The 20,157-nt window shown below is 72.1% G+C and carries 15 protein-coding genes, 1 tRNA gene and 2 pseudogenes; 10 read left to right on the top strand and 8 right to left on the bottom strand.

The window, feature by feature from the left end:
* Window positions 1-11 precede the first annotated feature (11 nt).
* Both IE140_RS00425 and IE140_RS00420 read right to left on the bottom strand, forming a co-directional pair.
* The gene (locus IE140_RS00425) at window positions 12-1,895 is read right to left on the bottom strand and encodes an ABC transporter ATP-binding protein (RefSeq protein WP_109180154.1); all 1,884 of its coding nucleotides are present in this window, start codon (window positions 1,893-1,895) and stop codon (window positions 12-14) included.
* Window positions 1,892-3,769, bottom strand: coding sequence for an ABC transporter ATP-binding protein (locus IE140_RS00420; RefSeq protein WP_150193530.1), 1,878 nt, complete (start codon window positions 3,767-3,769; stop codon window positions 1,892-1,894). Before IE140_RS00420 ends, IE140_RS00425 begins: the two co-directional genes overlap by 4 nt.
* A gap of 78 nt (window positions 3,770-3,847) precedes the next feature.
* Between IE140_RS00420 and IE140_RS00415 the strand changes: the two are divergent.
* Both IE140_RS00415 and IE140_RS00410 read left to right on the top strand, forming a co-directional pair.
* Window positions 3,848-3,988: pseudogene (locus IE140_RS00415) on the top strand (sensor histidine kinase); the annotation flags it as partial.
* A gap of 91 nt (window positions 3,989-4,079) precedes the next feature.
* Entirely contained in the window at window positions 4,080-4,733 is a 654-nt protein-coding gene (locus IE140_RS00410) for a response regulator (RefSeq protein ID WP_150193531.1), read from the top strand.
* Window positions 4,734-4,744: 11 nt separating this feature from the next.
* Here the strand turns inward: IE140_RS00410 and glgX are convergent, their stop codons facing one another.
* Complete coding sequence (gene glgX / locus IE140_RS00405; RefSeq protein WP_167533445.1) at window positions 4,745-7,036, bottom strand: glycogen debranching protein GlgX; 2,292 nt, start codon at window positions 7,034-7,036, stop codon at window positions 4,745-4,747.
* A gap of 153 nt (window positions 7,037-7,189) precedes the next feature.
* Here glgX and IE140_RS00400 point away from each other — a divergent pair, with 153 nt between their 5' ends.
* The 3 genes from IE140_RS00400 to IE140_RS00390 all read left to right on the top strand — a co-directional run bounded on the left by IE140_RS00400 (window position 7,190) and on the right by IE140_RS00390 (window position 10,794).
* Window positions 7,190-8,431 carry a L,D-transpeptidase gene (locus tag IE140_RS00400; protein WP_150193533.1) on the top strand — a complete coding sequence of 414 codons (1,242 nt, stop codon included), beginning with the start codon at window positions 7,190-7,192 and terminating at the stop codon, window positions 8,429-8,431.
* A gap of 255 nt (window positions 8,432-8,686) precedes the next feature.
* Window positions 8,687-9,937 (top strand): L,D-transpeptidase, encoded by a 1,251-nt coding sequence (locus IE140_RS00395; protein ID WP_093443827.1) that lies wholly within the window; start codon window positions 8,687-8,689, stop codon window positions 9,935-9,937.
* A gap of 89 nt (window positions 9,938-10,026) precedes the next feature.
* Window positions 10,027-10,794 (top strand): enoyl-CoA hydratase/isomerase family protein, encoded by a 768-nt coding sequence (locus IE140_RS00390; RefSeq protein ID WP_150193534.1) that lies wholly within the window; start codon window positions 10,027-10,029, stop codon window positions 10,792-10,794.
* Window positions 10,795-10,954: 160 nt separating this feature from the next.
* Here the strand turns inward: IE140_RS00390 and IE140_RS00385 are convergent.
* Window positions 10,955-11,311 (bottom strand): annotated as a pseudogene (locus IE140_RS00385) (Imm10 family immunity protein); the annotation flags it as partial.
* 203 nt (window positions 11,312-11,514) lie between these two features.
* Here IE140_RS00385 and IE140_RS00380 point away from each other — a divergent pair.
* Entirely contained in the window at window positions 11,515-12,114 is a 600-nt protein-coding gene (locus tag IE140_RS00380) for a DUF6058 family natural product biosynthesis protein (RefSeq protein ID WP_150193537.1), read from the top strand.
* Window positions 12,115-12,256: 142 nt separating this feature from the next.
* On the opposite strand, the gene IE140_RS00375 is transcribed toward IE140_RS00380, so the two are convergent.
* Window positions 12,257-12,320: transfer RNA gene (locus IE140_RS00375), tRNA-Arg, on the bottom strand.
* 265 nt (window positions 12,321-12,585) lie between these two features.
* On the opposite strand from IE140_RS00375, the gene IE140_RS00370 reads away from it, so the two are divergent.
* The 4 genes from IE140_RS00370 (at window position 12,586) to IE140_RS00355 (ending at window position 15,794) form a co-directional block, all read left to right on the top strand.
* Window positions 12,586-13,101, top strand: a complete 516-nt coding sequence (locus tag IE140_RS00370) for an ATP-binding protein (RefSeq protein ID WP_093443845.1) — start codon at window positions 12,586-12,588, stop codon at window positions 13,099-13,101.
* Between the two features lie 401 nt (window positions 13,102-13,502).
* Window positions 13,503-14,339, top strand: a complete 837-nt coding sequence (locus tag IE140_RS00365) for a polysaccharide deacetylase family protein (RefSeq protein WP_093443833.1) — start codon at window positions 13,503-13,505, stop codon at window positions 14,337-14,339.
* 39 nt (window positions 14,340-14,378) lie between these two features.
* The gene (locus IE140_RS00360; protein ID WP_032779059.1) at window positions 14,379-14,594 is read left to right on the top strand and encodes an EF-hand domain-containing protein; all 216 of its coding nucleotides are present in this window, start codon (window positions 14,379-14,381) and stop codon (window positions 14,592-14,594) included.
* A gap of 141 nt (window positions 14,595-14,735) precedes the next feature.
* Window positions 14,736-15,794 carry a CopD family protein gene (locus IE140_RS00355; RefSeq protein WP_150197359.1) on the top strand — a complete coding sequence of 353 codons (1,059 nt, stop codon included), beginning with the start codon at window positions 14,736-14,738 and terminating at the stop codon, window positions 15,792-15,794.
* A gap of 6 nt (window positions 15,795-15,800) precedes the next feature.
* Here IE140_RS00355 and IE140_RS00350 read toward each other — a convergent pair whose 3' ends face one another.
* The 3 genes from IE140_RS00350 to IE140_RS00340 form a co-directional block, all read right to left on the bottom strand.
* A complete protein-coding gene (locus IE140_RS00350; protein WP_150197357.1) occupies window positions 15,801-17,282 on the bottom strand; it encodes a carboxylesterase/lipase family protein in 1,482 nt (493 codons plus the stop codon).
* Window positions 17,283-17,467: 185 nt separating this feature from the next.
* Window positions 17,468-18,334: a terpene synthase family protein gene (locus tag IE140_RS00345; RefSeq protein ID WP_425281910.1), complete on the bottom strand. Its 867-nt coding sequence runs from the start codon at window positions 18,332-18,334 to the stop codon at window positions 17,468-17,470.
* A gap of 493 nt (window positions 18,335-18,827) precedes the next feature.
* Complete coding sequence (locus IE140_RS00340; RefSeq protein WP_189459963.1) at window positions 18,828-20,156, bottom strand: zinc ribbon domain-containing protein; 1,329 nt, start codon at window positions 20,154-20,156, stop codon at window positions 18,828-18,830.
* Between the last annotated feature and the right edge of the window lies 1 nt (window position 20,157).

The following is a 20,157-nucleotide window of genomic DNA, read 5'->3' as shown; positions in this document are numbered from 1 at the left end:
CCGCCCGCCCCTCAGCTCAAGCTGTCCCGCCACGTCCGGTGCAGCCCCGCGAACCGCCCCGCCCCGGCGATCAGTTCCGCGGGCGCGCCGTCCTCCACGATCCGGCCGTGCTCCATCACCAGCACCCGGTCCGCGATCTCCACGGTCGAGAGCCGGTGGGCGATCACCACCGCCGTGCGGCCGTGCAGCACCGTGTCCATGGCCCGTTGCACCGCGCGCTCGCCCGGGATGTCCAGGGAGCTGGTCGCCTCGTCCAGGATCAGCACCGACGGGTTCGCCAACAGGGCGCGGGCGAAGGCCACCAACTGGCGCTGGCCCGCCGAGATCCGGCCGCCCCGCTTGCGTACGTCGGTGTCGTAGCCGTCCGGCAGGGCTGCGATGAAGTCGTGCGCGCCGATCGCCCTCGCCGCGTGCTCGATCTCCTCGCGGGTGGCGTCCGGGCGGCCGATCGCGATGTTCTCCGCGACCGTCCCTGAGAACAGGAACGCCTCCTGCGTCACCATCACCACGCCCCGGCGCAGCTCGGCCGTGGACAGGTCGCGCAGGTCCGTGCCGTCCAGCAGGACCCGGCCGTCGGTCGGGTCGTAGAAGCGGGCCAGCAGCTTGGCCAGCGTCGACTTGCCCGCGCCCGTGGAGCCGACGACCGCCACCGTCCGGCCCGCCGGGATACGCAGGTCGAACGTGGGCAGCACCTCGCCGCCCGTACGGTAGGCGAACCGCACCCCGTCGAACACGACCTCCCGGCCCGGGAGGTCGCCCGAGCGCGGCGGCAGTTCCCGGGGGTGTCCGGTCTCGGGGACGTTCGGCGTCTGGGCCAGCAGCCCGGCGATCTTCGTCAGCGAAGCAGCCGCCGACTCGTACGAGTTGAGGAACATCCCCAGCCGGTCGATCGGGTCGTACAGCCGGCGCAGATACAGCACCGCCGCCGCCAGCACCCCGAGCGCCAGCGTGCCCTCCGCCACCCGGTAGGCGCCCCACAGCACCATCCCGGCCACCGCCGTGTTCGCGATCAGCCGGGAGCCGACGACATAGCGGGCCATCTCCAGGATCGCGTCGCCGTTCGACCGCTCGTGGCGGGTGTTCAGCTCCGTGAAGGCGGCGTCGTTGCTCCGCTCCCGGCGGAACGCCTGGACCGGGCGGATGCCGTTCATCGTCTCCGCGAACTTCACGATCACCGCCGCGATCGCCGTGGACCGCGCGGTGAACGCGACGGACGCCCGCCGCCGGTACATCCGGACCATCAGATACAACGGTACGAAGGAGAGCGTGGCGATCGCGCCGATCCCCAGGTCCAGCCAGAGCAGCACCACGGCGATCGACACGAACGAGAGGACCACGCCGATCAGTTCCTGGAGCCCCTCGCTCAGCAGCTCCCGCAGCGACTCGACGTCGGTCGTCGAGCGCGAGATCAGCCGGCCCGAGGTGTAGCGCTCGTGGAAGTCGACGCTCAGCGCCTGCGCGTGCCGGAAGATCCGGCCGCGCAGCTCCAGCAGCACGTCCTGGTTGATCCGCGCGGCGGCCCGGATGAAGCCGTACTGGAGGACGCCCGCGCCGACCGAGCAGAGCGCGTAGCCGACGGCGACCGCGATCAGCGGCCCGTAGTCGTGGTCCCGGAACGCCGGGACCCCGCTGTCGATCGCGTACGCCACGAGCAGCGGGCCCGCCTGCATCGCCACCTGCTGCACCACCAGCAGCAGGGCCGCCACCGCGACCCGGCCGCGCATCGGGGCCAGCAGCGAGAACAGCAGCGCCAGGGTCGACCCGGGCGGCGCGGGCAGATCGTCCTGGTCGAACGGGTCGCCGGAGGACTCCGGTCCGGGCGCGGCCGGGCTCTTCTTCCGCAGGCCGTCGTCCTCGGCCGCGGGAAGCGAGGCGTCGTCGGTGGTCGTCGTCATCGGGCACTGCCCTCCTCGGCGGGAATCTGCGCGGGAATCTCCTCGGCGGGAATCTCCTCGGCGGGGGCGCTCATCGGCGCCGCGGGGGACTCTCGTTCGGGTACGGGACCGGACTCCGCGCCCGACATCAGCCAGGCGTACTCCGCGTTGTCGCGCAGGAGCTCCTGGTGCGTGCCCACCGCGGCGATCCGGCCCCCCGACAGCAGCGCCACCCGGTCCGCCAGCATCACGGTCGACGGGCGGTGCGCCACGACCACCGCCGTCGTCCGCGCCAGGACCTCCCGCAGCGCGGCCTCCACCAGCGTCTCCGTGTGCACGTCCAGCGCGGAGAGCGGGTCGTCCAGCACCAGGAAGCGCGGCTCGCCGACCACCGCGCGGGCCAGCGCGAGACGTTGGCGCTGGCCGCCGGAGAGGCTCAGACCCTGCTCGCCGACCTCCGTGTCGAGGCCGCGCGGCAGCTCGTGCACGAAGTCCGCCTGGGCCACCGACAGCGCCCGGCGCACCTGCGCCTCGTCCGCGTCCGCCGCGCCCATCGTCACGTTCTCGCCGACCGTCGCGGAGAACAGCGTCGGCTCCTCGAACGCCACCGACACCAGCTCCCGCAGCCGCGAGCGCTCCATCGTGGCGATGTCCTCGCCGTCCAGCGTGATCCGCCCGCCGGTCACCTCGTGCAGCCGGGGCACCAGCGCCGTCAGCGTCGTCTTGCCCGACCCCGTACCCCCGACGAGGGCCAGGGTCTCGCCGGGCCGGATGTGCAGATCGATGCCGGACAGGACGGGCGGGGATTCCGGGTCCGCGTCCGGGTAGCGGAAGGCGACGCCCTCGAACACCATCCCCGGCGCGGTGGCCGGCGCGCCCTCGCGTACGGCGGCGGCACCCCGCTCCTCCGCCACGTCCATCACCTCGAAGTACCGGTCCGTGGCGGTCGCCGACTCCTGGCTCATCGCCAGCAGGAAGCCGATCGACTCCACCGGCCAGCGCAGCGCGAGCGCCGTGGACAGGAACGCCACCAGCGTGCCCGCGGACAGCGTCCCGTCCGCGACCTGGATCGTGCCGAGCACCAGCGCCGCGCCGATCGCCAGCTCCGGGATGGCCGTGATCAGCGCCCAGATCCCGGCGAGCAGCCGGGCCTTGCCCAGCTCCGTGTCGCGCAGCCGGTGCGCCAGCGCCCTGAACGCCCGCGCCTGGCTGCGGTGCCGGCCGAAGCCCTTGACGATGCGGATGCCCAGCACGCTCTCCTCGACGACCGTCGTGAGGTCGCCGACCTGGTCCTGGGCCCGGCGCGCCACCACCGAGTACTTCGTCTCGAACAGCGAGCACAGGATGATCAGCGGCACCGCGGGCGCCAGCAGCACCAGCCCGAGCGTCCAGTCCTGGGCGAACAGAAGGACGAACCCGACGAGAATCGTCGCCGTGTTGACGACCAGGAAGGTCAGTGGGAACGCCAGGAACATCCGCAGCAGCATCAGGTCCGTCGTCCCGCGCGACAGCAGCTGACCCGAGGCCCAGCGGTCGTGGAACGCGACCGGCAGCCGTTGCAGATGGCGGAAGAGATCCGCCCGCATCGCCGCCTCCACCCCGGCCAACGGCCGCGCCACCAGCCATCGCCGGAACCCGAACAGCAGCGCCTCCGCGATACCGAGCAGCAGCAGATACAGCGCCCCCAGCCACACCCCGCCCGGATCGCGGTCGGCGACCGGGCCGTCCACCATCCACTTCAGGACCAGCGGGATCACCAGGCTCAGACAGGACGCCAGGATCGCCACGAAGGCGGCCGTGAACAGGCGCACCCGCACGGGTCGGACATAGGGCCACAGGCGCAGGAGGGAGCGCACGGCGGACCGGTCCGTGCGCTCTGCAGGCATTTTGGGCATCAGGGCCGACCATACGTTTCACCACTGACATCGGGCCTCCCAATTTCCGGCCCCAGCCGCCCGCCGCCCAGCCGCCCACCGCCCGGCCGCACCGGCGGCTTCGGCCTCGGCGGCATGCGGGCCCGCGCGGAGCGCATCGCGGGCGCGGTCGAGGCGGAGTCGGAACCGGGCGGCGGCACGGCGGTGTCGGCCAGGGCTCCGCTGGTCGGGCACCCGTGAACGACCCCGCGGCGCAACCCGGCCGGGCACCCGTCAACGGCCCCACCGCAGGCCCTGGCCAGACACCCGTGAGCCCCCGTACGGTGCGATCATGACCGAGACCCCCGCCCGTATCATCACCCTCGTCATCGTCGACGACCACCCGGTCGTCCGGGACGGGCTGCGCGGCATGTTCACCGCCGCCCCCGGCTTCGAGGTGCTCGGAGAGGCGACCAACGGTGTGGACGCGCTCACCGTCGTCGGTGAACTCGACCCCGACGTGGTCCTGATGGACCTGCGGATGCCCGGCGGCGGGGGAGTGGCGGCCATCGCCGAGCTGAGCCGGCGCGGCGCCCGATCGAAGGTCCTCGTGCTGACCACGTACGACACCGACTCCGACACCCTCCCCGCGATCGAGGCGGGCGCGACCGGCTACCTCCTCAAGGACGCCCCGCGCGATGAGCTGTTCGCCGCCGTCCGGGCCGCCGCCGACGGGCGCAGCGTCCTGTCGCCCGCCGTCGCCTCCCGGCTGATGACCCGGGTCCGCACCCCCGCCGCCGACCCCGCCGGGACCACCCTGTCCGCCCGCGAGCGGGAGGTGCTGGTCCTGGTGGCCCGGGGCACCACCAACCGGGAGATCGCCGCCGAACTCTTCATCAGCGAGGCGACCGTGAAGACCCACCTCACCCACGTCTTCGCCAAACTGGGCGCCAAGGACCGGGCCGCGGCCGTCGCCGTCGGCTACGACCGGGGCATCCTCGGCTGACCCACCCCGCCCTACTCCACCACGCGCAGCAGCAGCACCGAACGGGCCGGCACCGTCACCTCCGTACCGCCCTCCAGGACCGTGCCCGGGGCCTCGGCCTGCTCCTCCCGCGAGGTGTCCAGGACCAGTTCGTACGTGTCTCCCCACGGCGCTCCCGGCAGGGCGAAGGACGTCGGCTCCGCGCCCGCGTGCAGGACGGCCAGAAAGCTGTCGTCGGTCACCGGCTCGCCCCGCGCGTCCCTCCCCGGGATGTCCCGGCCCGAGAGGTAGAGGCCGAGCGTGGCGGCGGGGGCGTACCAGTCGCCCTCCGTCATCTCCCGGCCGTCCCGGGCGAACCACGCCAGATCCCGCAGCCCGTCCGGGGCCTGCGCCCGGCCGGAGAAGAACGCGCGGCGCCGCAGTACCGGATGGGTCCGGCGCAGCGTCAGCACCCGGGCCGTCAGCGCGGTCAGCTCCCGCCACTGCGGCTGGTCCAGCAGCGACCAGTCGACCCAGCCGGTCTCGTTGTCCTGGCAGTAGGCGTTGTTGTTGCCGCCCTGGGTGCGGCCCATCTCGTCGCCGGCCACCAGCATCGGCACCCCGGTGGAGAGCAGTAGCGTGGTCAGCAGGTTACGGAGCTGACGGCGGCGCAGCGCGTTGATCTCCGGATCGTCGCTCTCCCCCTCGACCCCGCAGTTCCACGCCCGGTTGTCGTTCGTCCCGTCCCGGTTGCCCTCCCCGTTCGCCTCGTTGTGCTTCTGCTCGTAGCTCACCAGGTCGCGCAGGGTGAAGCCGTCGTGCGCGGTGACGAAGTTGACCGAGGCGTACGGGCGGCGCCCGCCCCAGGCGTACAGGTCGCTGGAGCCGGTCAGCCGGTAGCCGAGATCCCGTACGTCGGGGAGCGCGCCGCGCCAGAAGTCGCGCACGGCGTCGCGGTAGCGGTCGTTCCACTCCGTCCACAGGGGCGGGAACGCCCCGACCTGGTAGCCGCCGCTGCCGACGTCCCACGGCTCGGCGATCAGCTTCACCCGGCGCAGTACCGGGTCCTGGGCGATCACCGCGAGGAACGGGGAGAGCATGTCGACGTCGTGCATCGAGCGGGCAAGCGCCGCCGCCAGGTCGAAGCGGAAGCCGTCGACGCCCATCTCGGTGACCCAGTAGCGCAGCGAGTCCGTGATGAGCCGCAGCACCTGCGGCTGCACGACGTGCAGGGTGTTGCCGCAGCCGGTGTAGTCGGCGTAGCGGCGCGGGTCGCCCTCCAGGCGGTAGTAGCCCCGGTTGTCGATGCCGCGTAGCGACAGCATCGGCCCCAGCTCGCCCGCCTCGGCGGTGTGGTTGTAGACGACGTCGAGGATCACCTCGATTCCGGCGTCGTGCAGCGCGCGCACCATCCGCTTGAACTCGCCGACCTGCTGGCCTGCGGTGCCGGACGCGGAGTAGCCGGCGTGCGGGGCGAAGTAGCCGATGGAGTTGTAGCCCCAGTGGTTGTGCAGCCCGCGTCGCAGCAGATGGTCCTCATGGGCGAACTGGTGCACCGGCAGCAGCTCCACCGCCGTGACGCCGAGCCGGGTGAGGTGTTCGATCGCCGCCGGGTGCGCGAGACCGGCGTACGTGCCGCGCAGTTCGCGCGGGATGTCCGGGTGCAGCTTGGTGAAGCCGCGTACGTGCAGCTCGTAGATGACGGAGTCGGCCCACGGGGTCTTGGGCCGACGGTCCTCCACCCAGTCGTCGTCATCGTGGACGACCACCCCCTTGGGGACGTACGGGGCCGAGTCCCGGTCGTCGCGCACGGTGTCGGCGACATGCTGGTCCGGCCAGTCCCGGACGTGCCCGTAGACCTCGGGCGGCAGGGTGAAGGTCCCGTCGACGGCACGGGCGTACGGGTCGAGCAGCAGCTTCGCCGCGTTCCAGCGGGCCCCCGTCCACGGGTCCCAGCGCCCGTGCACCCGGTAGCCGTAGCGCTGACCCGGCCGTACGCCGGGGACGAAGCCGTGCCAGATCTCATGGGTCAGCTCGGTCAGCGGGCAGCGCGTCTCGACGCCCCGCTCGTCGAACAGACACAGCTCGACCGCCTCGGCCCCGCCCGCCCACAGCGCGAAGTTCGTCCCCGCCACCCCGTCCGGACCGACCCGGAAGCGGGCCCCCAGCGGCATCGGGGCGCCGGGCCACACGGCGGGGGCCGGGGCCGCGGCCCGTGCGGCTTCGGCGTGCTCGGTGCGCTGCACCTCCACGATCTCCGCGCGGACGGCGGCCACCGTCCCCGGGTCCTGCACCGCCTCCCGCTCGGGATCCTGTACTGCCTCCTGCTCGGCTGCGCTCGACACCGTGTAGCCTCCCGCGGCTCGTAGGACGGGCACCGGCGAAGGGGCGCGCGGCGTCCCGGCCGCGGCCCCTTTCCCGTAGTCCTCCCCTCTGTTCTGCCCACCGGGCGGCCCGCACTCACGTTTCCCCCGACCGGCCCTGGTCGTTGGGGGAGCGTGAACCACACAGCGAAGAGCGCACGCGCCTCCTCGGCCGCCGTGCTGACCTGGGCAGGACTGCTGACCGTGCTGGCCCTGCTGACCGGCTGCACCGACACCCGTGAGGCCCTGCTCAACGGCAAGGCACGGTCCCCCGGCGACGTGATCAGCGTCTTCCCCGAGAACGGGGCCAAGGACGTCGACGAGGAGACCCGGATCGCGGTGAAGGTCCCCGACGGGCGGCTGGAGAGCGTGAAGGTCATGCGGATCGAGGACGCGCAGCAGCAGACGGTCGCGGGGCGCATCGCCGAGGACGGCCGCTCCTGGGCCCCGGAGCCCAAGGTGGCCCGGCTCGCCCTCGCCGCGAAGTACAGCATCGACGCGGTGGCCGTGGACGCCCAGGGCCGCCGCTCCGCCCGGCACTCCACGTTCACGACGCTCGTACCGGAGCACCGCTTCATCGGCTACTTCAAACCGGAGAACCGGTCCACCGTGGGCACCGGCATGATCGTTTCCTTCGCCTTCAACCGGCCGGTCGCCGACCGGGCCGCGGTGGAGAAGGCCATCCGGGTGACGGCCGATCCGGTGGTGGAGGTCGTCGGCCACTGGTTCGGCAAGGACCGGCTCGACTTCCGCCCGAAGACGTACTGGAAGCCCGGCACCGAGGTCACCGTCGACATCGGGCTGCGGGACGTCGAGGGCGCCCCGGGCGTCTACGGCAGCCAGGACAAGACCGTCGTCTTCACCGTCGGCCGCCACCAGATCTCCCGGGTCGACGCGGAGGCCAAGACCATGGAGGTACGCCGGGACGGCGAGCTCGTCAGCACGGTCCCGATCACCGCGGGGGCCCCGAAGACGACCACGTACAACGGGAAGATGGTGGTCACCGAGATGCACGAGGTGACCCGGATGAACGGGGCGACCGTCGGCTTCACGGACAAGGAGGGCAAGGGCGAGTACGACATCAAGGACGTACCGCACGCGATCCGGCTCACCACCTCCGGCACCTTCCTGCACGGCAACTACTGGGCCGACGAGTCCGTCTTCGGCGAGGAGAACGTCAGCCACGGCTGCATCGGGCTGCGCGACGCCAAGGGCGGCGGGGGCTCCACCCCCGGAGGCTGGTTCTTCGACCGGACCCTGATCGGCGACGTGGTCGAGGTGGTCAACTCCAAGGACAAGAAGGTCGCCCCGGACAACGGGCTCAGCGGCTGGAACATGACCTGGAAGAAGTGGACGGCGGGCTCGGCCCTGCGCTGAGACCCGGGCTCGGCCCCGCGCTGAGACCCGGGCCCGGCGAGCCCGGATTCGGGCACCGGCCGTTCGGCCCCGGCACCCCGCGCCACCTGCGCAGCTCCCCGCGGAGCCCTCCGGACCAGTTGGGACGGAACGGTGACATTCCGGAGGGAGTTCACCGCACTCGCGATGTGATTATCTTGCGGCGGGCGTGCAGGTGTAGCGCGCGGGGGTGCGGGCCCTGGCGGGAGCCGGGCCGTGCGAGGGGAGACGACCACAGTGAACGGGCAGCCGATATCGGGGGCATCGGCCGGGGCGAGCGGGAAGCGGCGCGGCGGACCGGGGCTTCTGGCCCTGGTTCTGGGAGCACTGCTGGTGCTGGTGACGGCGTGCGGAGGCGGCGGCGGCGCCGACGCGGGGGACAAGAAGGGGCCGGCGGGCGGCACGAAGAAGGAGGACACGAAGGCCTCGCAGGCGGTCGTGACCATCGTGCCCAAGGACGGGGCGGAGTCCGTGGCGACCAGCGGCGCCCTGAAGATCGGCGCGGAGCAGGGCAAGCTGACCACGGTGAAGGTCGCCGACCCCAAGGGCAACGAGGTCGAGGGCGAGATCTCCGCCGACGGCGCGAGCTGGACGCCGGAGCGCCACCTCGCCGCCTCCACCAAGTACACGGTGCACGCGGTCGCCAAGGACTCCGAGGGCCGTGAGTCGGCGAAGGACACGACCTTCACCACGCTCGTCCCGGCGAACACGTTCATCGGGCACTACACGCCCGAGGACGGCTCCACCGTCGGCGTCGGCATGCCGGTCTCCATCAACTTCACCCGTGGCATCACCGACCCGGACGCGGTGGAGAAGGGCATCAAGGTGACGGCCGAGCCGGCCGTCGAGATCGAGAACCACTGGTTCGGCAACGACCGCCTCGACTTCCGCCCGGAGAAGTACTGGAAGCCGGGCACCAAGGTGACCGTCGAGCTCAACCTCGACGGCGTCGAGGGCCGGCCGGGCGTCTACGGCAAGCAGGCCAAGACGGTGACGTTCACCATCGGCCGCAGCCAGGTCTCCACCGTCGACGCGAGCAGCAAGCGGATGAAGGTGGTCCGCGACGGCAAGCAGATCAAGGACATCCCGATCTCCGCGGGCGCCCCGGCGACGACCACGTACAACGGTCAGATGGTCATCAGCGAGAAGCTCAAGGTGACCCGGATGAACGGCGACACCGTCGGCTTCGGCGGCGAGTACGACATCAAGGACGTCCCGCACGCCATGCGCCTGTCCACCTCGGGCACGTTCCTGCACGGCAACTACTGGGGCGCGTCCTCGATCTTCGGCAACACCAACACCAGCCACGGCTGCGTCGGTCTGCGCGATGTGCGCGGCGGCTACGACAACCAGACGCCGGCGGCCTGGTTCTACAACAAGTCGATGATCGGCGACGTGGTCATCGTGAAGAACTCCAAGGACAAGCAGATCCAGCCGGACAACGGCCTCAACGGCTGGAACATGGACTGGGAGGAGTGGAAGAAGTAACGCTCTCCCACCCCCGTACGACCCGGCGGGCCGGTGCTGTGACCAACGGCACCGGCCTCGTCGTCGTTAGCGGTGGTTAACCTCTAGCCATGACTGTGACCTTCGAAGTACGCGACGGCGTCGGCACCATCCAGCTCGACCGGCCGCCCATGAACGCCCTGGACGTCGCGATCCAGGACCGGCTGCGGGAGCTGGCCGAGGAGGCGACCCGGCGCGAGGACGTGCGCGCCGTGATCCTCTACGGCGGCGAGAAGGTGTTCGCGGCGGGCGCGGACATCAAGGAGATGCAGGCGATGGACCACACGGCGATGGTCCTCCGCTCCAAGGGCCTCCAGGACGCCTTCACCGCCGTCGCCCGCATCCCGAAGCCGGTCGTCGCCGCCGTCACCGGCTACGCGCTCGGCGGCGGCTGCGAACTGGCGCTCTGCGCCGACTTCCGGATCGCCGCCGACAACGCCAAGCTCGGCCAGCCGGAGATCCTCCTCGGCCTGATCCCCGGCGCCGGCGGCACCCAGCGCCTCGCCCGCCTGATCGGCCCTTCCCGCGCCAAGGACCTCATCTTCACCGGCCGCATGGTCAAGGCGGAGGAGGCCCTGACCCTGGGCCTGGTCGACCGTGTGGTCCCGGCCGCCGAGGTCTACGACCAGGCACACGCGTGGGCCGCCCAGCTGGCCAAGGGTCCCGCACTGGCGCTGCGCGCGGCCAAGGAGTCGATCGACGCCGGCCTGGAGACGGACCTCGACACCGGACTCACCATCGAGCGGAACTGGTTCTCCGGCCTCTTCGCCACGGAGGACCGCGAGCGGGGGATGCGCAGCTTCGTGGAGGAGGGGCCGGGGAAGGCCACGTTCCTCTGACCGGCAGCTCAGAGCTGTGAGCGGGGGCCGCCGACGGTCGTGGTCGGCGGCTGCTTCCCCAGGCGCCGGCCTGTTGGGGAGGGGACCAGCATCGCCTCGCCTCGGGCACGGCCCACTGACGCCCGAACGTGTCCGGCCGTGGGGAACGCCGCTGCACTCGCTACGTCGTGATGAATCGCGGGTGGGCATCCGGTCGCCCGTACGCCAGGATGCGTGGCAGTACTTCGCGCAGGCGTGCCACATCTGCTGCTGGAGCGCGGAGCTGAGCCTCAACGACGGTGTCGACCAGACCCAGGTCGGCCAAGGCCGCAGGATCCAAGGTCACCCGTAGCACGTCTCCGTTCAGTTCCACTTCACGTACACAGCCGTAAGAGGTGCCTTGATCGGGCGTGACAAGGCAATGCGTGTCCATTCCGAGGGACACTTCCTGCGCTTCGGGTTCGTCGAAGTCGCACATGAAGATCAGGGAAAAGCCGTCCTCATCATCCGACTCGGCCACGCCTGCCATCATGCAGTCGTCTTCTTCGGGGTTGACCGTTCATTCGGCGATGCCGACGAGTAGGTGCCAAGAGCTGTGGATCGGTGGGCGGAGCGAGGGCGAGGTGCCCTCGTGCTGTAGTGGTTCCATCGATGGTTCGGTGAGTGCCGAACCGTCCGGCCCGTAGCGTGCCGAGTCCTGTGCGGGAGATGGCCGCGCTGGTAGACGCCGGAGGCGACCCGATGCCGGAGACAGATCTGAAGCAGCAGCTCGCCGAGCGATTCCGCGAAGTCAACGGCGACCATGCGATGACCGATACCGATGACGCATACGTCGGCGCGCAGTTCGTTGCCCTGGAGGAACTGTGCGCAGTTCATGGCCGCGATGCCGATGCGGTCCGCCGGCTGATGCTGGGGCAGTATCTGCCGCTTCCGGGATATCTGCGCTCCGACGGTGCCGAGATGGTGCCGGCCGACCTGTTCGCTCTCGCCGACGAAGCGGGCGGCGTAGAGCTGCTCGAAGCGTGGTTCACCGCTCACTGGGCCGACCCGATCACCGGGAAGGCGGAGTGGAACGCGTATCTCAGCGGACAGTACGTGTGCCTGCACTCGGTGACCCCGGCCGCCATTCAGCGCAAGGACTACCTGACGACCGCGATCAGCGCCGCAGCGAACGAGCCGGATGCCGGTTCAGCACGGTGGTCTGAGCGGCTGCACGCACTGGTCGACGAACTCGACACGCTGGAACCGGCGTTCACGGCCTACGACCGTCTTCGGTTCGGCGGACCCACGTCCCGGGACACCTGCATCGACGCCCCGCGCGCCCGCTTCCCGCGCCCGTGACCCGGATCCATGGGTGGCGTTCCGCAGATCGGTTGTAATCGCTCAAGCCGCGCGGGCATTGTTCCACCACGGTTGCTTTGCCGCTGTACGGGTCAGGCGAGAGACTCCCCGGATTTCTCCGGGGGCCTCTCGGCTGCTGTGCACTCGGCAGGATTCGAACCCGCAACCCTCTGATCCGTAGTCAGATGACTCGTGATCCCTAGTCAGGTCGGGGCCGCCGATAGTCGGGTCGGGTGGGCCTCGCGTGCGGGGTTCACCAATCAGGGCGGATTATCCGGGCCTTAAGGCAACCTTAAGGCCCGGTGTCGTCGCCGTACGGGGCGTTCGTGGCGGGTGGGGCGTCTTAGCAGCTCAGACGGGCCGTTCGTGGGGCTGGATTGCCGGAGGCATATGCCGAAAGCCTCCCGTGAACCCCGTCGGTCCGGGGTGCGGATTCCCTCGGAACGGCCCCGGAAGGCGATGCGTGCGGCCATGATGGTGGGCATGGCGGGCCTGGAGGGTGTGGAACAGCCGCGACCGCGCAGCAGCGCGACGGCGGCGCGCAGTTCGTCGATCATGGATGACGAACAGGCGTTCAAGGCGCTGGAGTTGTTCGGAAATCCGACCGAGGGGGAAGTCCGGCTGCCGTCCCGTCCGGAGTCGGCGGCGACGGCCCGTCGGCTCACCTCCTGTGTCGTGCTCCGCCAGTGGGCCCTCTCGCCGCAGACCGCCGAGTACGCGGTGCTCCTCGTCTCCGAGCTCGTCGGCAACGCCGTGCGCCACACCGGGGCCCGGGTCTTCGGGTTACGCATGGTGCGCCGCCGGGGGTGGATCCGCATCGAGGTGCGTGACCCCTCGCGCGGGCTGCCGTGTCTGATGCCGGTGCGCGAGATGGACGTCAGCGGCCGAGGGCTCTTCCTCGTCGACAAGCTCTCCGACCGGTGGGGTGTGGACCTGCTGCCGCGCGGCAAGACCACCTGGTTCGAGATGCGGATCTCCGACCGCTGAGGCGGGGAGGGGGTCGCGTCCCGCCGGAACGCAGAAGCCCCCGGGTGGCCGTGGTGCGGCGCTGCGGGGGCCTCTGTGGGGGGCCGCGAAATGGGGGGTGTGTCCGCGGCCGCTTGTGACGACCGGAGCCCGGGTCAATGGGGGTCGTGGCTCCGACTATGGCAGATGGGCGACCCCGGTGCCAAAGCGACTTGTCGGAATATTTAAGAAACAATCGGGCAACTCTCGGTTGAATCGTAGGTGTGCTCGGTCACTCGCCTGGTTTTCCATGCATTTTTATGGCAACGCTTGAATGATTCATTGATCATCTGCTGAACTGCGCAATCGGTCCATTTCGGTCAGTTCGCCCCTACTGTGTCCCCGGGAACCGGTCGTACCCGTGGAACGTGAGGTGGTCGGGCATGGACGGACGCAGGGCTCCGATGGGCCGCCGTGACGTGCTCGGCGTGGGGGCCGCCGGGGCGCTGGCCGCTGCCCTTTCCACAGGCTGCGCACGGCGCGACGGGCCCGGTCGAACAGCCGCCCCCGGGCCCAGCGCCCCGGGCCCCACCGGCTCCGCCGCCCCGACCACCCTCCCGGCCACCGCCCCGCGCCGCTTCCCCGGGCTGCCCTTCCGGATCGCCCACGGCCCCCGCGACCGGCCCCGCGTCGCCCTCACCTTCGATGGGCGGGGTGATCCGGACCTCGCCCGCACCGCACTCGCCCGGTGCGAACGGGCCGGGGCGCGCGTCACGGTCCTCGCGGTCGGCACCTGGCTCGCCGAGCACCCCGGGCTGGCCCGCCGGATCCTCGACGGGGGCCACGAGATCGGCAACCACACCGAGCACCACCTCGACCTCGCGACCCTCGACGAGCGCGCCGCGTACGAGGAGATCGCCGCCTGCGCCCGGCGGCTGCGCCGGCTCACCGGGTCCATCGGCACCTGGTTCCGGCCCTCGCCCACCGCTTACGCCTCCCCGCTCGTCCAGCGCCTCGCCCGGCGGGCCGGCTACCCCCACGTCCTCGGCTGCGACGTCGAGTCGCGCGACCACGCGGCCACCCGCGTCGCCGCCGTCACCCGGAAGGTCGCCGGAGAGCTGCGCAACGGATCGGTGGTGGAGCTGAGCCTCGGCCGCCCGGTCACCGTCGAGGCACTGCCGCTCCTCCTCGCCGAGATCGGCCGGCGCGGGCTGCACGCGGTGACGGCCACGGAGCTGCTGGACCGACCGGCCGCCGCCGTCACCCGTACGGCCCGATAATCTGACCCCTGACATTCGGCATCACGAAGGGGCGGAACAGTGGCGGACATCGAGTCGGCGCGCGCGGTATTCGAGAAGTTCGACGGGAACGGCGACGGCCTCATCACGGCCAACGAGTACAAGAGCGCGATGGCCCAGCTGGGCGACCCCTTCGTCACCGAGACGGTGGCGCAGGCGATCATCAACGCCCACGACGCCAACGGCGACGGCCAGCTCACCTTCGACGAGTTCTGGGCCGCGCAGAACAAGGCCTGAGCCGCGTAGAGCTTCATCCGTTGCGGCGGTCGGCCCCGCGCCGTCGGGGGCCGGCCGCCGCCGCGTACGCCCCGAGGGACCCCTCCTGCCCGCCGTGCGCGGCTTGCTGTGGCTTTGTCCACCGACGAGGATCGAGCCGTGATGTTCTCCGGACCCCCGGCCGACCCGGCCACGCCGACGATGCAGGCAAGCAGCGTGCCGAGCGCCGTGCCGCCCGTCGGCGAGATGGGTGACATATCCGGGGGAGCCTCCGGGGCGACGCCCGCCCGTCGCTCGTGGGCGGCCCCCCTCCTGCTCGGCGCGGCGGGCATCCTCGCCCTCCTCATCGCGCTGTTCGGGCCCGGCCTCATGGCCCGCGGCACCGGCGAACTGCGGATACCCGGCGCGGGGCTCACCACCGTGCTCCGCACCGTCCTGTTCGCCGCGCTCGCCCTCCACCTGGGCGAACTGGTCGCCCCGCAGCTCATCCGGCCCGTCCGGGGCCGTCCCCGTACCGCCGTACGGAGCTGGGCGGTGCTCGCCTCGCTCGCCGGGGCCGCCGCCGCGGCCGGGCAGATCGTCCGGCTCGCCGCCGTCAGCGGCCTCGGGATCACCGAGACCTACGGCACCCGCGAGGGCGGCCTGCTCCTCCTCATCGCCAACGGCCTGGTCGTCGCCGCCCTCTGCGCCGCGAGCAGACGCCCGGCCCTCGCTCTCGCCCCGCTCGCCGTCGTCATCGGCGCGGAGGCCCTGCGCGCCCACCCGGAGGCGTACAGCCCGGAGTTCGGCGCCGCCCTCACCGTCGTCCACCTGACGGCCGCGTCGCTGTGGACCGGCGGGCTGCTGTACGTCCTGCGCACCATGTGGCTCTGGCGCGGCTCACCCGTCGCGGCCCGCGCGCTGCTCGGCCGGTACGCGCGCCTGGCGATCTGGCTGTACGTCGCCCTCGCCGCGACCGGGACCGCCTCGACCCTGCGCCGGCTGCCGCTGGACGTGGTGTTCACCTCCGCCTACGGCCGCACCCTGCTGCTCAAGCTGGCGCTGATGGCCGTCGTCAGCGTGCTGGCCCTGGCGGCGCGGCGGCGGATGCTCCGGGACACCGACCCGGCCGTCGCGCACCGCCTCGCCCGCCGCGAACAGGTCGTGCTGGGGCTCGTCGTGGTGGTCTCGGCGATCCTCACAGTGGTCCCCGACCCGCACTGGATCTCGCTCAGGCCCTGAGCGGCGTCAAGAGGCGCTCCGATACGGCTCCCAGCTCCGCAGCTCGTCGTCGCGCGGGGCCAGGACCAGAGCCGGAGCACCCGGACCGAAGACGGTCACCGGCCGCCGCGCGTCCCAGGCCGGCCACCCCGGATCCCCGTCCGTCGCGAAGTCCACCCACGCCCGGTGCATCGCGTCCGCCAGTTCCTGCGGGGCGTCCGGACCCGTCAGGGCCCTGGTGTCGGGGTGGGCGAGCGTGTCGAAGACGAAGCCCAGCTCCAGGGCGTGGCAGGCGCCGAGCCGCTGTACGGGGGTGGGCCAGCCGAACTCGTACACGTACGTGGCACCGGGCGCGTCCGTCCGGGCATCGGCCAGCCGGTTGAGCGGGACCCGCAGCAGCAGGTCCGTCGCGAGCGCGCCGAGGATCTCACCGGGCGTGGCGTCCGGGCGGTTGGCGCGGTAGGTGCGGGCGGTGGCGTTCGGCACCCGGAACTTCAGCAGCGCCAGCCGCAGTTTCAGCCGGCTGATCTTCTCGGTGAGGCCGCCGGGCACGAACCAGAGCCGGTACTCCTCGGTGTTCGTCCCCACCAGCAGGTCCACCCCGGTGGACGTGCCCGCGTGCAGCGCCGCCACGGGGTCCTGCGGCAGCAGGTCACCGTCGACGACGAGCTGGAAGGAGTTGCGGCCGGTCAGCGGGTTGCCGCCGCTGGTGACCTCGGTCTGCGCGGTCAGCACCGCCTCCGGGTCCACGGCGGCCAGCGCGGCGGCGGTCGCGGGCACCCCGAGCCGCTTCGTGATCAGCTCGGTCGTCCCGCGCGCCGCGTCCGGGGGCAGCGCGGCGGGCGCCCCGCTCTGGAGCACCGCCCGCCGGAAGAGCCCCGCCGACCGGGGCGCGGCCAGCAGCCCGGCGATGGAGATCGCGCCCGCCGACTCCCCGGCCACCGTCACCCGGTCCGGGTCGCCGCCGAACGCCGCGATGTTGTCGCGCACCCACTCCAGGGCGGCCAGCTGGTCCAGCAGGCCCCGGTTGGCGGGCGCGTCCGGGAGGACGCCGAAGCCCTCGACGCCCAGGCGGTAGTTGACGGATACGAGGACCACCCCGTCCCGGGCGAACGCCCACCCGTCGTACACCGGCACCGCGGAGGAGCCGTGCACCAGCGAGCCGCCGTGGATCCAGACGAGGACGGGCAGCCCGGCGGCCCGGTCCGGCTGCGGCGAGGGCGTCCACACATTGAGGTTCAGCCAGTCGTCGCCGGGCACCGCCGGGTCCGGCAGCAGCCGGTCCAACGGCGGGGCGTAGGGCCGCTTGGGTGCGGTCGGACCGTAGGCCACGGCCTCGCGCACCCCGGTCCACGGCTCCGGCGGTTCCGGCGCGCGGAACCTCCGCGTCCCCACCGGTGCGGCCGCGTACGGGATGCCGCGAAAGACCGCGACGCCCCGCTCCACCGCACCGCGCACGGTGCCGTGCACGGTGGTCACCTGCGGGGCGCCCGCCACGCTGTCGGTCATGATGCCTGCCGATCCCTCTCGCCGGGCGGCCCTTCGTGCCGAAGACCACGGCACGGACGTATGCCTGCCCCGAAGCGGTGGCCCGCGACACCCCCCGGGCGGCTGATCGACCGGTGAGCGCCGAGGTCGGCCCGTACCCCGGGCCCGGGAGTCCCCCCGGGCCGGGGCACAGGCGGTCCGGTCGCTCAGGCCGCGAAGTACTGGGACAGCGAGTCCCGTTCGTCCAGCTCCACCAGGTCCGGACGGGTGTAGCGTTCGGCGCGCGCGTGGTAGTCGAAGTCGCCCCGGACGAGCCCCCGGTAGTCCTGGACACAGCGCTCCAGGGCTGCCCGGGCCGGGCCGGTGATGCCCGCCGCCTCGATTTCCTCGATCAGTTCCTTCTCCGCCCGCTGTACCCGCTCGGCTATCCGTGCCAGCTGGATTCCGGCCTCGTCCACGGCTTCCTGGAGGGTGCATCCGCGGTCGCGCTGAATGAGGCGTACGGCGTTGTGCTCGTAGCCGAGAGCGGCCTCCTTCTCGAAGGAGCAGATGTCATTGCAGAGCCCGGAATGATCGGTGACCGCGTTCCGCAGGGCGATATACGCGGGCAGACTCCGGGCGGAATCCGGGAGATCGATTTCCGCGGTGATCTCGTGCAGGCAGAGAAAGGGCTGCATGGCGACCGAATCCCGCCGGTGCTTGGCGAATTCGGAACGGCTCGGCACCTGACCGGCGGCCCGCTCGACGGCCTCGGCGTAATACGTCCACAGCCAAGCGGCGGTGTCCCGCCGGAACTGCCGGTTCCACTGCGGCGACCGCCCGGGGCAGGTCCGGTCCCGCAGCCCTGCGAGGGCCCGCTCCATCGGTCCGTTCGGCGCGGCCCCGTCGAGGACGTCCACCAGGCGGGTGATCGCCCTCTCGCACATCAGCGGATTGCGTCCGGCCGGGCCGTCGTCGAACTCGTCGTCCACCAGGAAGGCCCAGAAGAGCCATTGACAGAACAGGTCGAGGTGCTCCTGCGAGGCCTTCGGGAAGATGAGGGATATCCACAGTTCGGGACGGGTCCGGATCATTTTCTTCCGGGCCGGTACGGAGAGGTCGAGTCCCTCGGATTCGGCCCATTCCCAGGCGGCCTCACGGGTTTTCGCCAGGCCTGGATGGCATCCAGCACTCTGGAACGGCATATGAAACGCCGGTAACGTGATCTGGCTCATTGCTGCCCCTCGTCTATGAATACGGGCGGACGATGTGAACGGCACATTCCGGGTGGTGGAGCGGGGGACGGGCCCGTCGGGAAGCGGCTGCCGGGAGCCTCGGAGGCCAGGCGGCGGAGCGGCGCCGCGAGGCAGGAGGGCTGGCCAATCGCGGTGCTCCTTCCTCCGCCGGGAGTTGCGGCGCCGGGGCAGGGCCGACGAGCCGGTGGGCGGGCGCGTCACCATGTGTAATGCCCAGTCAACCCCGTGTGGGGGTGCCGAGGGAAGTCATTTGTGACTGAAATTGTTTGATCGTCAATAACTCTCTGATCGTTACTGAGGCGTTGGTGAACTTCTGGGGCGGCGGGCCGGTTCAGGTGCGCCGGAAGAACTCGACCTCGCCGACCGCGACCGGCCGCCCCTCGCCCTGCCCGGCCGCCTCCCGCAGCACCAGCTCGACGGAGCGGACGTCGCTGATGCCCATCCGCACCGTCTGCTTGCCGGGCTTGTCGTTGAAGGTCACCGCCTTCCGGTGCACCTTGCCGTCCTCCGTGGTGACGAGCAGGTCCGCCCGGGTCGGCCGCGCGCCCCGCCGGAACTCCTGCGGCTCCTTCGACACCCCGGTGTGCACCACGATGCCGACCAGCCGGAACGGCGTCCCGAACGAGCAGGTCAGCGAGGCGCCGAGCGCGGGCGCGCCCCAGTACTTGTTCGTCAGACCGTCGATCGCCGCGCTCGCCGGATGCCCGGGGGCCGCCGCGCTCGCGGACACCCCGGTGGGGCTGATCTCCGCCGTGCCGCCGAGCTTGTCCCGGACGTCCTCGAAGACGTACCGCCCCAGCGGGAAGAACAGGAAGCCCGCGAGCACCAGGCCCGCCACGGCCAGCACCAGCAGGGTCCGCCGCAGCGCCCGGCCCGAACCGCCGCGCACCCGGCGGCGGAACGGCCACACCGTGCGCCACCACGGCAGGGCGGCGGGCTGCTCCCGGACCTGCAACGGAGCGGCGCACCGCCGGCAGAACTTCCGCCCGGGCAGATTCGGCGTACCGCAGGCCGGGCAGGGCGGCCCGTCCGGCGCCTCGTCCGCCGCCACCGGCCGCACGACGGGCCGCCGAGCCACGGGCCGGGCCGGTTGCACCGCCCCGATCGGCCCGTCGGCCCTGTCCGCCTCGGGCGCGCTCGGGGGCGTCGGAGCGGATGCCGGCACTCCGGGGCGTACGGGGGCGGGGGTGGGCCGCCCCGGTGGAACCGGGGGTACGGGAGGCCGGGCCGGTCCGGGCGGCGGTGGGAGTGCGGAAAGCCGCTGGGGTACGGGGGTGGGGGCGGTTCCCGCAGGGGGCGGGGGAACCGGCCGGGGCGCCTCCGGCCGTTGTTCGGGGCGCGCGGGGGCTTCCGGCCGCGCGGCCGGGCCGGGGTCGGGCGCGGCCTCCGGGGCCGGCGCCTCGGCCTCGGCCGCCGGATTCACCGCCGGCCCCGGGGCGGGCGCGGGGGCGGGCCCGGACTCGGGGACCGGCTCCGGCTCCGACCTGGCCGCCGGATTCGTCGCCGGTTCGGGGGCGGGCCCCGGTTCCGGCACCGGTTCGGGCTCCCGTGTGCGCCCCCGCCGTACGGGCTCCGAGGACCAGCCCAGGTAGCTGCCGCAGTTGCCGCAGAAGTCGTCGCTCTCGCCGTTGGCCGTACCGCATGCCGGGCACGAACGCATC

It is taken from the genome of Streptomyces parvus (genome assembly GCF_014648875.1).
Lineage (GTDB): Bacteria > Actinomycetota > Actinomycetes > Streptomycetales > Streptomycetaceae > Streptomyces > Streptomyces parvus.
Note: the sequence above shows the minus strand (reverse complement) of the source record. Positions and strands in the feature narration are given on the sequence as shown.